Source organism: Clostridium sp. DL-VIII, assembly GCF_000230835.1.
Taxonomy (GTDB): Bacteria; Bacillota; Clostridia; order Clostridiales; family Clostridiaceae; genus Clostridium.
Window position 1 is genome coordinate 318,988 of record NZ_CM001240.1, and the last position, 15,260, is coordinate 334,247.

Here is a 15,260-nt window from a genome sequence, read left to right on the forward strand (position 1 = left end):
GTAGAAAGTATTATATTAAAATTAACTTAATTATAATACAATTTATAATAAAAAGGATTAAATTTTTATATTTTTCTTTTAATATTGTCACAATTGGTATAAAATTATAATGTTAGGAAGAATTTTCCCGAACAATACTATTATATAATAAGGTCCAATATTAAAGAATAAAAATTTTAAATTATTTTATAAATTATAGATAATAATGAATAGGGGGATTAATTATGGAAAAGAGCAAAATGTTATTAGTTGCCCTTGGGCAAGGTGCTGGAAATATAGTAGACGGATTATTAAGTAAAAATAAAAGCTATAATGGATTATTTTTTAATAGCAGCTTATCAGATATAAAACCATTAAAAAATGCCAATATAGATAAAAACGTATACCTATATCCAGGAACTGATGGTTCAGGAAGGGATAGAAGTAAGTCAAAAGAGATGATAAAGGACAATGCAAATGCAGTAGGAACTTTATTAAGAAAATTTCCTCAAACAGAAGTTATGGTTGTTTTTACAAGTATGGCAGGAGGAACAGGGTCTGGTGCAGTTAAAACTTTTATACAAGTAGCATCAGCAGCTATTCCATCTACAAAAATAAATGTAGTAGCAATTTTACCAAGCTTACAAGAAGATCAATTATCATTCACAAACGCAATTGAGTGCTGGAATGATATTAATAGTGTAATCAATTTAATCAGTGATATTAAATTTGTTGATAATAATAAAAGAAATACATATAAAGAAGTTAACAATGAAGTAGTAGAAAGCTTAGATTTAGCATATAATTTGATGGGAATTCATATTGATGGTAACATTGATAAGAAAGATTCATTCAGAATAAACACAGCTAATGGTGCTGGACTTGTTTTAAAATTATATGATGGATTAAAAGATGCGAAAACAGCTATAGACTTAGCTATAAAGAATAGTGTATTTGCACAACCAGACATGTATGATTGTGATTACTTAGGGATAAATGTAAAGGTAGATGGATATGATCCAAATGAGATTTCTAAGTGTTTCGAAGTTTATAAAAGTACATATATGACATATAATAATGCATTTAATACAGTTGTTCTTGGAGGTTGCGAAATACCTACTGAATCAATTAAATTAATAAAAATGGCATTAGATGACAAGAATAAAAGAAAACAATCAAGAGATAGAAGAAAAAGTATTATTATAGATTTTGATGACAATATGGAACAAAGAGATGAAAGCACAGGATCACATTCATATGATTCTGATGAATTAGAATTTTCTTTTGAATAAAATATAACTAATATTATTAAGAATCAATCAGGGAGATGTTACAGAAATTAAGCACAAGTAACCTCTCTTTTTTGCTGTTAAAAGAAGCAGCACATATATTTAAAATAGTTATCTTAACAGACATATTAAAACAAAATGAAGCTAGGAATTCACTAGGAATTGACATTTATAAGTCGGTAATATATAATAAATGAGATAAAAGACTATGATTAGGAAAAGTATCTTAAGATATTATTTTTAGAGAGTAGCTGTTTGGTGTAAAGCTATAATAAATCTTAGAGAAAATCACCTAGGAGTTGGAGACTGAAAGGCGAGATTAGCCAAATAAGTTATCACGTAACAGCCTGCGTTAAAGGATTGAGTATGTATGTACTTGAAATAAAACATTTAATTTATTATTAAGTGTTAACCTTAGGTGGTTCGCGAATTCAACTTCGTCCTGTAGGATGGAGTTTTTTTTATTTTCAAAATCAGTAATGGAATTTTTGAAGTCTATAAAGGACTAATAAAATATAAAATTGGAAAGTATAAAGTTAATGTTTAGTAATTGATAGAATTTTGGATACTAAGTAATTTTATTCTTAATTGTGCACTGTTAATTGTTAACTATTAACTGAATAAAGGAAAGGGGAATTTTTAATGTACAATAAGGTAGATGCATCAAAAGGCACCGTCAATATGGAAAAAGATATAGCAAAGCTTTGGACGGAAAATGACATTATACAAAAAAGTTTTGATTCAAATCAAGATGGAGAATATTTTACTTTTTATGATGGTCCTCCAACAGCAAATGGAAGACCTCACGTGGGTCATATTTTAACAAGAGTTATGAAGGATATTATCCCAAGATACAAAGTTATGAAGGGATATAAGGTTCTAAGAAAAGCAGGATGGGATACTCATGGTCTTCCTGTAGAATTAGAGATAGAAAAGAAGCTTGGAATTTCAGGAAAAGGACAAATTGAGGACTTTGGCGTAGAAAAGTTTGTTAAAGAATGTAAGGATAGTGTATTCTCATATGTTAGCTTATGGAAGGAAATGTCTGAGCAATTAGCTTTCTGGGTTGATATGGATGATCCATATGTAACGTATCATGATAATTACATTGAATCAGAGTGGTGGGCTTTAAAACAAATGTGGAATAAGGGTCTTTTATACAAAGGTCATAAGGTAATGCCTTACTGTCCAAGGTGTGGAACAGCTCTTTCATCTCATGAAGTAGCTCAAGGATATAAAGATGTTAAGGATTTAACTGCAACTGTTAAATTTAAAGTTAAAGGAGAAGCTAACAAGTACATATTAGCTTGGACAACAACTCCTTGGACATTACCATCTAACTTAGCATTATGTGTTAATAAGTCATATACATATTGTGAAGTAAAAGCTCACGATGAAGTCTATATTTTAGCTAAAGACTTGGTAGAAAAAGTTTTAGGAGAAAGAGAACATGAAATAGTTAAAGAATTTAAAGGTGAAGAATTACTGGGAGTAGAATATGAACAATTAATGCCTTTTGCAAAAGTTGAAGGTAAAGCATTTGTAGTAATTCATGGAGACTATGTAACACTATCAGATGGTACTGGTATAGTTCATATTGCACCAGCTTATGGTGAAGATGATAGCTTTGTTGCAAAGAAAAATGGAATTGCTTTTGTGAACTTAGTAGATGCAAGTGGTAACTTTGTTCCAGAAGTTACACCATGGGCAGGTAAGTTTGTTAAGAAATGTGATGAAAGTATAGTTAAATACTTGGAAGAAAATAATAAATTATTTAGTGCACAAAAACATCTACATTCATATCCACATTGTTGGAGATGTGATACACCACTTTTATATTATCCAAAGGATAGCTGGTTTGTTGCAATGACTAAAATGAGAGACAAACTAGTTGAAAATAATAATAAAATTAATTGGTATCCTGATAATATTAGAACAGGAAGATTTGGTAAGTTCATTGAAAATGTTATTGACTGGGGTATTTCAAGAGATAGATACTGGGGTACACCACTTCCAATATGGCAATGTGAATGTGGCCATCAAGAATGTATTGGAAGCAGAGAAGAATTAGAATCAATGGCTACTACAGATTGTAAGGGGATAGAATTACACAAACCTTACGTAGATGGAATAAAGTTAAAATGTCCACACTGCGGTAAAGAAATGAAGAGAACTCATGAAGTAATTGACTGCTGGTTTGATTCAGGATCAATGCCTTTTGCACAATGGCACTATCCATTTGAAAATAAGGAAACTTTTGAAAAGAATTTCCCAGCACAATTTATTTCAGAAGCAGTTGACCAAACAAGAGGATGGTTCTATACATTACTTGCCATTTCAACATGTTTATTTGATACAAATTCCTTTGAAAATTGTATCGTATTAGGGCATGTTTTAGATAAAAAAGGACTTAAGATGTCTAAACATAAAGGAAATGTTGTAGATCCATTTGAGGTATTAAACAGTCAAGGGGCAGATGCTACAAGATGGCATTTCTATACTGCAAGTGCACCATGGCTTCCAACAAGGTTTTCAATAGATGATGTTGGAGAGGCTCAAAGAAAATTCTTAGGAACATTATGGAATGTATACTCATTCTATGTTTTATATGCTGAAATAGATAAGTTTAATCCAACTAAGTATGCTGATTTTGTTTCAGACAACGTAATGGATAAATGGATTATATCTAAATTAAATACTTTAATTGAAACTGTTGATGAAGGTTTAAATATTTATAAGATTACTCAATCAGCGTTAGCTATTGAAGATTTTACTGATGAATTATCAAATTGGTATGTAAGAAGAAATAGAGCAAGATACTGGTCACAAGAATTAACAAATGATAAGATAGGTGCTTATGTAACACTTCACAAAGTATTAACAACTTTGGTTAAAGTAGCAGCGCCATTTGTACCATTCATGACTGAAGAAATTTATCAAAATTTAGTTGTAAATTTAGATAAGAATGCACCTGAAAGTGTTCATTTATGTGTTTGGCCAGAAGTTGATAAAGCAGCTATAAACAAGGAACTAGAAAATGAAATGGATCTAGCATATACACTTGTTAAACTTGGAAGAAGTGCTAGAAACTCAGCTAATGTTAAAAACAGACAGCCACTTTCTGAAATGCTTATTTCAACAAAGTCTCTTCCAGAATACTATGGAGATATTGTAAAGGAAGAATTAAATATTAAAAAAGTTGAATTAGGAGCAGATTTATCTAAGTATGTTAACTTTGAAATAAAACCTAATCTTCCTGTTATAGGTAAGATGTATGGTAAGCTAATTCCACAAATTAAAAAGGCTATTTCAGAAAAGAATCAAATGGAATTAGCTCAAAAAATTCAAAATGGTGGAAGTGAAGCTATTGACGTTAATGGAACAGAAATAGTTCTTACAAATGAGAATCTTTTAGTAACAATGCAAGGCTTAGAGGGATATGCATTTGCAGGAGAGGGTGAACTAGGAGTTGTTTTAGATACAACAATTACACCTGAGCTTCAAGAAGAAGGTCATGTAAGAGAGATAATTTCAAAGATTCAAAACATGAGAAAAGATAAAGGCTTTGAAGTTGCAGATAGAATAAATCTCTATGTATCAGACAATGATATGTTAATAGACGTCATTAGGAAGTTTGAAGAAACAATTAAAAAAGAGACTTTAACTTCTGAGGTTATTTATAACAAGCAAGCTGATTATTCAGAAACAGTTATAAATGGAGAAACACTAAACATGAATGTTGAAGTAACAAAATAATAATAGTGATAATAATAGGCTGAGAATTAAAATAATTTCTTGAGATTCTCAGTCTATTTATTTGTAATAATAATCTTTAGTTTTATTATTCAGATATAATAACTTACATTACAATATAAAATTATGAAATTAAGTTTAAAAGTTATGATTTTTGACAAAACTTACAATAATACAATAATTTATTGTAAGTTCTGTTGATTTATAATGTAATATATTAGTATAATAAAATTATCTAGAAAAATTCAAAGGAGGAATAATAATGGCTACTTCTATTAAGGATGTTGCAAAAGAAGCTGGAGTATCAATTGCAACAGTTTCTAGAGTTTTAAATGATATCGATGTAGTAAATGAGGATACTAAGAAAAAGGTTTTGGATGCAATAAAGAAACTTGGATATAGACCCAATATAGTTGCAAGAAGTTTAAAAACTCAAAGAACAAAAACAATCGGAATTTTACTCCCAGACATATCAAATCAATTTTACCCAGAAATCGTAAGAGGTGCTGAAGATGTATCGAATATATACGATTACAACATAATACTATGTAATTCAGACCTGGATATAGAAAAAGAAAAAGAATACTTAAGAGTACTTAAAGAGAAAATGGTCGATGGTGTAATTTACATGAGTAGTTCTCTTAATGAGGAAATCTTGGAATTAATCAACGAATTAGACCTAAAAACTGTGCTAGTTGAAACAAAAGATAAAGAAGGATTATTACCAAGTGTAACTATCGATAACGTTAAAGCTAGTTATGACAGCACAAAATTATTAATTGAAAAAGGTATAAAAGAAATAGCATTCATAGGAACCGAAAAGGAAAGTAAAAACGCTTGGGGCGATAGGTATGTTGGTTATGAAAATGCTATGAAGGAATCAGGAATAAAGATAGATCCAGAATTGGTTTATCTAAGTTCAATGAAAGTAAAAAGTGGATATGAAGGAATACAAAAGTTTATAAAGCAAAGTAAGAAATTTAAAGGTGTCGTATGTGCATCTGATGATATTGCAATGGGTGCAATAAATGCTTTAAGAGATAATAAATTAAAAATTCCTAAAGATGTGAGCGTTGTAGGATTTAATGATAATTTTGCAGCATCTATTTTCTATCCAAAGATTACAACAATTTCTCAACCAACTTATGATATGGGATCTGTTGCTATGAGAATGCTCATAAAGTTGTTAAACAAAAAGGAACTAGAAGAGCCTCATTATGTTTTAGAACATCAATTGGTTGAAAGAGAAAGTACAATATAATAAAAAGAAAACGTGTGTTAAAAAAGGTGGAGCATATTAAAATGGATCCTATAGAATGGACAGTTAGAAAAAAGGCTTATAAAACCAAATTTCTTACTGACTCTATTTTATAGGGTCTTTTTTGTTACAATTAATTTCAGTATAATTGGAGGGGTGTTTATGGGTGTTAATCATTTTACAGAAGAACAACAAGAAGAATTGCGAAAAAATCCGTATATCGAAAAAGTTAGTGATAAAGCAATAACTTATACAACTAAATTTAAAGAACTGTTTGCAAAAGAATACCGTGCAGGAAAAATACCATCTCAAATATTGATTGAATGTGGAATTAATCATCAGCTCTTAGGTAAAAAACGTAAGGATGCTCTTGTTGCAATGGTGAAGAGATGTGAATTTCGCTCAGATGGCTTTGAAGATATAAGAAAATGTAACTTAGGCCGTCCAGTTGCAAAGGATTTAACTGATGCTGAGCGAATTGCCAGACTGGAACATCAAATTAAATATCTAAAACAAGAAAATGAATTTTTAAAAAAATCGAATTTTTAGAAAGACAAGCCAAATGGAAGAACAAACAGAAGCAGCACCAGAAGAAAAATTCAAACTCATCCAAGAAATGACTCAGCGTGATAATAATGAATTAAATATAAGTTGGTTATGTAAAATGGCTAGCGTATCGCGAAGCGGCTACTATAACTGGCTTCATTCATTTGGTCAACGATGTAATAAGGAAGAACTGGATAGAGCTGACTTTACTCTAATATTAGAAGCTTACAAGTATCGTGGATATGATAAAGGTAGACGTGGAATACATATGCGGCTGCTACATATGGGTGTGCGAATGAATCAGAAAAAGATTAGCCGCCTGATGAAGAAATACAATCTCTTTTGTCCAATTAGGAAAGCCAATCCGTACCGTAGAATGGCAAAAGCTCTTAAGACAGATGCCATATCTGATAACCTTGTAAAACGTGAATTTGCAGAACATGGTGCAGGAAAAATACTTCTTACCGATATCACATATTTATTTTATAACCATGGCTGTAAAGCGTATCTCTCTGTTATTAAAGATGCGTATACAAAACAGGTTCTGTCCTATGTAGTAAGCGAGTCTCTTGAAGTTGATTTTGTATTAGAAACTATTAATAACTTAATTGATAAACATGGAGACACTCTTCAAATAGATGCTATTCTTCATTCAGATCAAGGCTGTCATTATACCAGCATGTCTTTCCGTCAGTTGCTGAAAGACAAAGAACTGAGGCAGTCTATGTCACGAAGGGGAAACTGCTGGGATAATGCACCACAAGAATCTTTCTTTGGGCATATGAAAGATGAAATACATCTGGACAGATGCAGTACTTACGATGAACTTTGCAATGAAATTGATAATTATATGGACTATTATAATAATGAACGATATCAGTGGAAACTGGCGAAGCTGGCACCAAATCAATATGCAGAATATATAATAACTGGAAAGCATCCGCTCAACGATGAACAGACAGGTCTTCCATGAACTGGGTATGGTAACGTTGGCTATACATAGCCCGGTATTCATCCTTAATCAGTGATTCAGAACTACACTCTGGATTGATCATGTCATAGAAATACATTTCATATGCGAGGTCATGGAAATCGGTTTTTAAAATCCATTTCAGCACATAAAACAGATAGTCAAGTTCTTCTGTAATTATCACAGCTTCCATCATTTGTACATAAAACCATGTCCACTTCACTTCATTAAGCTGTTCGCAATAACGAATAACATAAGAGGGAACATCATCACTTAACATAGATTCCTTGAAAGTATTTAAGGTTTCTATAAACTTTCTATTTATCATAATCATACAAGATACAGTTAGCTATTAAGATGAGCCAACATCAAATCCATAGGATTCAATGTTGGCTCATCTTTTCTGCATCTCCTCCTTACGGATAAAATACATGATTTAGATTTAAAATTTAATGCCTTTTTTTATAAATGTCCTTGACAATGGGACCACTTTATATAAAGCGCCGCCTTTTTTGTTTTCAAAATTAGTTGTAATAACACCCAAATAATACTAAAATTGTTATTGTTGCAGTCAGTGAAAGTTTATATTAATTTACTTATAACGTTTAATTAATATAAATTATTTATAATGTTTTAATTACTGGGAAAATTTTTATAAGGAGGATATTTATGAATAGTCAGAAACGGTTGGGAGAAATGAAAATAGGAAAGTTAATACTTGAATTTTCGATTCCAGCAATAATAGGTATGCTGGTTAATACTTTATACAATATAATAGATAGAATATTTATTGGACATATAGAAGGAATAGGAAATATAGCTATGGCAGGGGTAGGAATAACAATGCCTCTCATGACTATAATTTTAGCGTTTGGAATGTTAATTGGCATTGGGACAGCAACGAAGATATCAATAAAGCTCGGAGAGCATGATAAAGAAGGTGCAGAAAAGTTATTGGGGAATGCATTTACGTTAATAATAATAATAAGTATTTTCTTAACTATATTTGGACTTGCATTTTCAAATCCACTCTTAAAAATATTTGGTGCTAGTGAAAATATTATAGGTTATGGAGAAGAATTTATCCAAGTAATTTTTAGTGGATGTATTTTTAACATGATTAGTTTTGGCCTTAACCATTCAATCAGAAGTGATGGAAGTCCTAGAATTGCTATGGCATCTATGCTTATGAGTGCAATTATTAATATTATTTTAGATCCTATATTTATATTTGGTTTTAACCTTGGAGTTAGAGGAGGAGCACTCGGAACTGTAGTTGCACAAACAGTAAGCAGTACTTGGATATTATATTACTTTACTAAAGGAGCCGGCGTGTTAAAAATTAGAAAAGAAAATTTAAAGCTTAGTAAAAAAGCTGTGTTGAGTATAATTGCTATAGGAATAAGTCCATTTAGCATGCAGCTTGCACAAAGTGCAGTACAAATAGTTTGTAATAGCTCTTTGCAGAAATATGGTGGAGATATAGCAGTTAGTGCAATGACAATAATAGGAAGCGTGGCTATGGTATTTTTAATGCCTATTTTTGGATTAAATCAAGGATTGCAGACTATAATTGGTTATAATTTTGGAGCGAAGAAATATGATAGAGTTAAGCAGGCTGTAAAGTATGGAATTATAACAGCTACTGTAATAGTAGCTGTGGGATTTATAATTATTGAAGGAGCTTCAGAAATTTTAGTCAAGGCTTTTAATGGAGACAGTTCACTTATACAAGTCACATCACATGGAATGAGAATATTTCTAATTATGCTTCCATTTATAGGAGGGCAGATCGTAATAACTAATTATTTCCAGTCTATTGGAAGAGTTAAAATATCAATGATTTTAAGTTTGTTAAGGCAAGTGATAATATTAATTCCATGTCTTTTAATAATTCCAATATTTTTTGGATTAAATGGAGTGTGGATTGCCGGAGCAGCATCTGATTTTTTGTCAGTTACAATTACTTTTATTGTATTTATTAAAAAATCAAAGGAATTATCAGAGGATAAGAAAGTAAAAGAAGCCGTACTTGAAAACTAGAATATCAATAATATAAAAAGCGTAGTTAATATCAGTTAAATATTAACTACGCTTTTTTTATGTATTTAAAGAATTCCCTCATTCTTTAAGATATCTTCTAACTTTTGAACCCTAGATGATAAGTTCATAAATTTTTCTTTTAATTGTTCTTTTGAAGATGGTTCATCATCGTTTATAAATCTTTCCATATCTTCTACAGTTTTTAATGCTTCTTCTATATCTTGTTGAGCCACTTTTAAATTTGAGTCGTTCATAAAAATCTCCTTTTAATTTAATTATGTAATTACATCCTATCACTACTAAAAAATAAGTGCAAGGAATATAAATATAAGGAGTAATTATATTAGGCACATTCAAAAAATAACAAGTCCATTTGCCAGCCCATTTTCCATCATAGCAGAAGCTCGACTTGCATACGCTCGCTGAGTAAGCGATTCACACAAAATCATAGATTTTGGTTCTCTGCTCATCGGCAAATTGACCTAATAGACCCACTATAAGGGCAATTTGCCTCCTTGTCTGATGAAAAATATCCATGGCAACTTTGGATTTGTTATTTATTTTCATGTGCCTTATGGGGGAGAATATGATAAATTATATTTGGTTTTTTCTGATTTTTTTTGGAATTTTGGTTGGGGTGTTAAGTGGAAATGGCGAAATTATTTCCAAGGCAATAGTTAATTCATCCGGAAGTACGGTTACTTTTATAATTGAGCTTACGGGTATAATGTGTTTTTGGTGCGGAGTTATGAAAGTAGCAGAAAACAGCGGACTTACAGAAAAAATATCTAAGCTGTTGAAACCTATTCTTAAAGTTATTTTTAAAAATGCAGCTAAAGATGAAAAAGCATTGGGAGCTATAGTTATGAATCTTACTGCAAATATGCTTGGATTGTCGAATGCAGCAACACCTTTTGGAATCAAGGCTATGGAAGAATTAGATAGGCTTAATGAGAAAAAAGGAACTGCATCTGATGATATGGCACTTTTTTTAGTTTTGAATGCAACCTGCATTCAATTAGTTCCGTCTACAATAATTTCAATACGTGCAGCTTGCAATTCTGGAAATCCAGGTGGAATAATACTGCCAACAATTGTATCTACAGCAACAGCAGCCATAGTTGGGGTAATATGCTGCAAATTATTGCAAAAGTATTTTTAAAAGTATTCTTAGAATATATAAGATAAATAATTACTTTTACAGGAGGAATAATAGTGATATGTTTAACTATTTAAGTAAGAGCATAATACCAATAATATTTTTACTTATTATAACCTATGGAATGTTTAAAGGCAGAAAGGTTTATGAATGGTTTATTGAAGGTGCTAAAGAAGGTTTGAATGTAGTTTTGAGAATATTTCCATATTTACTGGCTATGATAATTGCAGTTCAAATTTTTAAGGACGCAAAGTTAATGGATTTATTAAATAATTTAATTGCACCGTTAGGTAATATGATAGCCTTGCCTAAGGATCTTATACCTTTATTAATAATAAAACCTTTATCAGGAAGTGGAGCAATTGGAGTATTTACAGATATAATAAAAAGTGTAGGACCGGATACAAGAACAGGTCTTATAGCATCTGTGGTAATGGGAAGTACAGAAACTATATTTTATACTATTACGGTTTACTTTGGTGCAGTAAAGGTAAAGAAGATAAGGCATACTTTATGGGCGGCAGTATTTGCTGATTTGACAGCAATAATAATGGCTATATTTATGGTAGACAAATTTTTATTGAGATAATATTTGTTAGGTTAATTGCCTTTATTAAGATTAATTTTTGGAGTATTATAATAAAAGAAGGAAAAACTTGAATGAAAGAGGATGTAATGTTATGAACAAAAATGTATATATAGAAAATAGAAAAAGGTTTATGAATACTATAGAAGACAATTCAGTCATAGTGTTATTTGCAGGAAAGTCACGTCCAAAGACAGGAGATGAAGTATATCAATTCACCCCTGATAGAAACTTTTATTACTTAACAGGAATACAAGAAGAAGGGCACATAGTAGTATTATCAAAACTCAATAATTCAGTAAGTGAAAAGTTGTTTTTGACTGACTTAGATTTAGATAAAGAAATGTGGAGCGGAAAAACTCTAAGGGATACTGAAGGTCAAGAGATATCTGGCATAAAAGATACGGTTTATATGAAAGAATTCAATGATTATTTTAATAGAATAGTTAAAGGTAGTGAAGAGCTTAATTTATACCTAGATTTAGATAGAGAAGCGTTTGAAGATGATGCATCTGTATCAAATTTATTCGCAAAAGAAATTATAAGTAAATATCCATACATTAACATAAAGAATTTAATAAGTAAAATAGCACCTCTTAGAATGGTTAAGTCTGATGAAGAAATAAAGGAAATGAGAAAAGCTATAGAAATAACAATTGAAGGTGTAAAGGCTTTAATGAAAAATGTGAAGGCTGGAATGAAGGAATATGAAATAGAATCATATTTTGATTTTGAATGCAAAACAAGAGGGGTTAAAGACTACGCTTTTAGAACAATAGCAGCAGCAGGAAAGAATGCAACTATTCTTCACTATGTTGACAATAATAGTGAATTAAAAGATGGAGATTTAATTTTATTTGATTTAGGAGCTCAATGGAATTTATATAATGGAGATATCACAAGAGCTTTCCCAATCAATGGAAAGTTTACTGAAAGACAAAAAGAAGTTTATGAAGCAGTTCTAAGAGTAAACAAGGCAGTAATTAATAAAATAAAACCAGGAGTTGATTCAAAGGAACTTGATGAATGGGCTAGAGGTTTAATTGCTGAAGAATGTATTAAACTAGGAATAATAAAGGAAAAGGAAGAAGTTAAAAAATATTACTGGCATAGAATAGGACATAGTTTAGGATTGGATACTCACGACTTGGGAATATTGGGTAGAGAATTTACTTTTAAAGAAGGTATGGTATTTACAGTTGAGCCAGGAATATATATAGGAGAAGAAGGTATTGGAATAAGAATAGAAGATGATATTCTAGTTACTAAAGATGGATGTGAAGTTTTAACTAAGGACATGATAAAGGAAATTAAGGACATTGAAGAATTTATGAAATAATAAATGTAAAAAATAATTTATAGGCAATAATGGTATTAAATCGGCTAACATATGTACTTGTTATGTTAGCCTTTAGAATACATTTAAAGTATAAATATTAAGGGGGAAACCTATGAAAGTTTCAGAAAGAATACAGAAGTTAAGAGAACTAATGAAAAAGGAAAAAATAGATTATTATATAGTACCAAGTGATGATTTTCATCAAAGTGAGTATGTTGCTGAATGCTTTAAAGCAAGAGCATATATAACTGGCTTTACAGGTTCAGCAGGAACAGCTTTAATTGGGAAAGAAAAAGCAATTTTATGGACAGATGGAAGGTATTTTATACAAGCTAATCAGCAGTTAGAGGGTTCAGGTGTAGAACTTTTTAAAATGAGAATTCCAGGATGGCCAACTTTAGAAGAATGGCTTATAGATAACATGAAGGAAGGAGAAACTCTAGGCTTTGATGGAAGAGTAGTGCCATTAAACCAATATAAAGATATTTTAAAAATAAAAGAAGAAAAGAATATAAACATATCTATGAGCAAGGATTTAATTCAAGAGATTTGGATAGATAAACCTGAAATGCCGAAGGAAAAGATTTTTATTCTTGATACAAAATACTGTGGAAAAACTGCTAATGAAAAGATTCAAGAAGTAAGAGCTGAGATGAAAAAACTAGGTGGAAAGGCATATATTATAGCATCTTTAGATGATATAGCATGGCTTTTTAACATTAGAGGAAATGATGTTAAATATACACCAGTAATATTATCGTATGCACTGATTGATGAGAAACAAGCACGATTATATATAGATAAGGAAAAGGTATCAGCTTATGATAAAGAAAGGCTATTAGCTGAGGGAATTGAATTAAAGGATTATGAGGACATATTTGGAGATATAATGGCGATAAAAGATAGTGTTATATTAGATTCGGGTAAAGTAAGTGCCTTTATATATGAACAAATAAATAAAAATATTAATATAATAGAAGAATTAAATATAACCACAAAGTTAAAAGCTATAAAAAATGAAACAGAAATAAAAAGCTTAAAAAACTGCCAGCTTAAAGATGGAGTTGCAATGGTAAAATTCATAAAGTGGATTAAAGAAAATGCAGGTAAAGAAGTTATCACAGAGCTTACTTTAAATGATAAGCTATATGAATTTAGAAGCAAAGGTGATTTATTTATTGAAGAGAGCTTTGCTACAATTGCAGGATATAAAGAGCATGCAGCAATGATGCATTACTCAGCAACAGAAGAAAGTGCATATGAATTAGAAAGGCAGGGAATATTGTTAGTTGATAGCGGCGGACAATATTTAGATGGGACTACTGATATAACACGCAGCATTATTTTAGGAGAAATAAGTGAACAAGAAAGAAGAGATTTTACATTAGTATTAAAGGCTCATATAAATTTGATGAAGGCTAAGTTTTTAAAAGGAACAACTGGATCAAATATAGACATATTAAGCAGAAGAGTTCTATGGGAAGAAGGAATAGATTATAAGTGTGGAACAGGACATGGAGTAGGTTTTTGTTTAAGTGTTCATGAAGGACCACAAACTATAAGACCAATTCCTAATACAATAGAGCTTGAACCGGGAATGATACTAACCAATGAACCAGGAATATATAGAGAAGGTAGTCATGGAATTAGGACTGAAAATATTATGTTAGTTGTGGAAGATGAAAAAAGTGATGAGTTTGGTGAATTCTATAGATTTGAAACTATGTCATATTGTCCAATAGATTTAGATGGAATTGATAAAGAATTATTAACAGAAGATGAAAAAGAGTGGCTAAATAGTTATCATGAAGAAACTTATAATAAATTAAGTCCTTTCTTGAGTTTTGATGAAAAAGAATTTCTCAAAAATGTGACAAAAGCAATATAATAATAAGCTAGAAAATTATACTATTGCGTCTATTTAAAAGAAATAGTATAATGTAAATAATTTGAGAATTAACATGTATTTAGGTATTAGAATCAAAAGTAAGTTTTTATAACTAAACGAAAAGAATTCTGAAATAATTTTATTCACCAACTGTTAATTGTTAACTATATAAAAATGCGATGAAAAGAAGAGTAATAAAAGGAGCATTCTATAAGAGAGCTAAGAAATGCTGAAAGTTAGCGTTTGTGAATTTTATGAAGATGGTCTTAGAGCATGTTTTTTGAGCCGAGGTATTTGGTTAGGAAAATACGGGAGCAACCGTTATATTGCAAGGTGATGATGGTCACCTACTGAGTTATTCGTTGTGAAATGAGTAAGAAATAGAGTGGTAACACGTATAATGCGTCTCTATATAGGTTTTAATATACCTATATAGAGACTTTTTAATTA

General features: G+C 30.6%; 12 protein-coding genes and 2 other annotated features. Of the genes, 10 read left to right on the top strand and 2 right to left on the bottom strand.

Annotated features, from left to right (window positions below; translation table 11 throughout):
- Nucleotides 1-224: 224 nt before the first annotated feature.
- From CDLVIII_RS01510 to CDLVIII_RS01530, 5 genes are all read left to right on the top strand, one after another.
- Nucleotides 225-1,271, top strand: a complete 1,047-nt coding sequence (locus tag CDLVIII_RS01510) for a cell division protein FtsZ (protein WP_009167705.1) — start codon at nucleotides 225-227, stop codon at nucleotides 1,269-1,271.
- Between the two features lie 196 nt (nucleotides 1,272-1,467).
- Nucleotides 1,468-1,716: a binding site (T-box leader), on the top strand.
- Nucleotides 1,717-1,910: 194 nt separating this feature from the next.
- Nucleotides 1,911-5,024, top strand: coding sequence for an isoleucine--tRNA ligase (gene ileS, locus CDLVIII_RS01515; RefSeq protein ID WP_009167706.1), 3,114 nt, complete (start codon nucleotides 1,911-1,913; stop codon nucleotides 5,022-5,024).
- Between the two features lie 259 nt (nucleotides 5,025-5,283).
- Nucleotides 5,284-6,282, top strand: coding sequence for a LacI family DNA-binding transcriptional regulator (locus CDLVIII_RS01520; protein WP_009167707.1), 999 nt, complete (start codon nucleotides 5,284-5,286; stop codon nucleotides 6,280-6,282).
- Between the two features lie 159 nt (nucleotides 6,283-6,441).
- Nucleotides 6,442-6,828 (top strand): HTH domain-containing protein, encoded by a 387-nt coding sequence (locus CDLVIII_RS01525; RefSeq protein ID WP_009167708.1) that lies wholly within the window; start codon nucleotides 6,442-6,444, stop codon nucleotides 6,826-6,828.
- Between the two features lie 13 nt (nucleotides 6,829-6,841).
- Nucleotides 6,842-7,798 carry an IS3 family transposase gene (locus CDLVIII_RS01530; RefSeq protein ID WP_009167709.1) on the top strand — a complete coding sequence of 319 codons (957 nt, stop codon included), beginning with the start codon at nucleotides 6,842-6,844 and terminating at the stop codon, nucleotides 7,796-7,798.
- Here CDLVIII_RS01530 and CDLVIII_RS29620 read toward each other — a convergent pair.
- Nucleotides 7,770-8,075: a hypothetical protein gene (locus CDLVIII_RS29620; RefSeq protein ID WP_009167710.1), complete on the bottom strand. Its 306-nt coding sequence runs from the start codon at nucleotides 8,073-8,075 to the stop codon at nucleotides 7,770-7,772. The genes CDLVIII_RS01530 and CDLVIII_RS29620 overlap by 29 nt on opposite strands.
- A gap of 389 nt (nucleotides 8,076-8,464) precedes the next feature.
- Between CDLVIII_RS29620 and CDLVIII_RS01535 the strand changes: the two genes are divergently transcribed.
- Nucleotides 8,465-9,838, top strand: coding sequence for an MATE family efflux transporter (locus CDLVIII_RS01535; RefSeq protein WP_009167711.1), 1,374 nt, complete (start codon nucleotides 8,465-8,467; stop codon nucleotides 9,836-9,838).
- A 65-nt stretch (nucleotides 9,839-9,903) separates the two neighbouring features.
- Here CDLVIII_RS01535 and CDLVIII_RS01540 read toward each other — a convergent pair whose 3' ends face one another.
- Nucleotides 9,904-10,092, bottom strand: coding sequence for a hypothetical protein (locus CDLVIII_RS01540; protein ID WP_009167712.1), 189 nt, complete (start codon nucleotides 10,090-10,092; stop codon nucleotides 9,904-9,906).
- Between the two features lie 332 nt (nucleotides 10,093-10,424).
- Between CDLVIII_RS01540 and CDLVIII_RS01545 the strand changes: the two genes are divergently transcribed.
- From CDLVIII_RS01545 to CDLVIII_RS01560, 4 genes are all read left to right on the top strand, one after another.
- A complete protein-coding gene (locus CDLVIII_RS01545; protein ID WP_009167713.1) occupies nucleotides 10,425-11,000 on the top strand; it encodes a nucleoside recognition domain-containing protein in 576 nt (191 codons plus the stop codon).
- Nucleotides 11,001-11,058: 58 nt separating this feature from the next.
- Nucleotides 11,059-11,586 carry a nucleoside recognition domain-containing protein gene (locus tag CDLVIII_RS01550; RefSeq protein ID WP_009167714.1) on the top strand — a complete coding sequence of 176 codons (528 nt, stop codon included), beginning with the start codon at nucleotides 11,059-11,061 and terminating at the stop codon, nucleotides 11,584-11,586.
- A 91-nt stretch (nucleotides 11,587-11,677) separates the two neighbouring features.
- A complete protein-coding gene (locus CDLVIII_RS01555) occupies nucleotides 11,678-12,922 on the top strand; it encodes an aminopeptidase P family protein (RefSeq protein ID WP_009167715.1) in 1,245 nt (414 codons plus the stop codon).
- Nucleotides 12,923-13,034: 112 nt separating this feature from the next.
- Nucleotides 13,035-14,810 carry an aminopeptidase P family protein gene (locus CDLVIII_RS01560; RefSeq protein WP_009167716.1) on the top strand — a complete coding sequence of 592 codons (1,776 nt, stop codon included), beginning with the start codon at nucleotides 13,035-13,037 and terminating at the stop codon, nucleotides 14,808-14,810.
- A gap of 170 nt (nucleotides 14,811-14,980) precedes the next feature.
- Nucleotides 14,981-15,223: a binding site (T-box leader), on the top strand.
- Nucleotides 15,224-15,260 lie beyond the last annotated feature (37 nt).

Coding starts and splice junctions, on each gene's coding strand:
- CDLVIII_RS01510 (WP_009167705.1), top strand. CDS start 225: ATGGAAAAGAGCAAAATGTTATTAGTTGCCCTTGGGCAAGGTGCTGGA.
- ileS (WP_009167706.1), top strand. CDS start 1,911: ATGTACAATAAGGTAGATGCATCAAAAGGCACCGTCAATATGGAAAAA.
- CDLVIII_RS01520 (WP_009167707.1), top strand. CDS start 5,284: ATGGCTACTTCTATTAAGGATGTTGCAAAAGAAGCTGGAGTATCAATT.
- CDLVIII_RS01525 (WP_009167708.1), top strand. CDS start 6,442: ATGGGTGTTAATCATTTTACAGAAGAACAACAAGAAGAATTGCGAAAA.
- CDLVIII_RS01530 (WP_009167709.1), top strand. CDS start 6,842: ATGGAAGAACAAACAGAAGCAGCACCAGAAGAAAAATTCAAACTCATC.
- CDLVIII_RS29620 (WP_009167710.1), bottom strand. CDS start 8,075: ATGTTAAGTGATGATGTTCCCTCTTATGTTATTCGTTATTGCGAACAG.
- CDLVIII_RS01535 (WP_009167711.1), top strand. CDS start 8,465: ATGAATAGTCAGAAACGGTTGGGAGAAATGAAAATAGGAAAGTTAATA.
- CDLVIII_RS01540 (WP_009167712.1), bottom strand. CDS start 10,092: ATGAACGACTCAAATTTAAAAGTGGCTCAACAAGATATAGAAGAAGCA.
- CDLVIII_RS01545 (WP_009167713.1), top strand. CDS start 10,425: ATGATAAATTATATTTGGTTTTTTCTGATTTTTTTTGGAATTTTGGTT.
- CDLVIII_RS01550 (WP_009167714.1), top strand. CDS start 11,059: ATGTTTAACTATTTAAGTAAGAGCATAATACCAATAATATTTTTACTT.
- CDLVIII_RS01555 (WP_009167715.1), top strand. CDS start 11,678: ATGAACAAAAATGTATATATAGAAAATAGAAAAAGGTTTATGAATACT.
- CDLVIII_RS01560 (WP_009167716.1), top strand. CDS start 13,035: ATGAAAGTTTCAGAAAGAATACAGAAGTTAAGAGAACTAATGAAAAAG.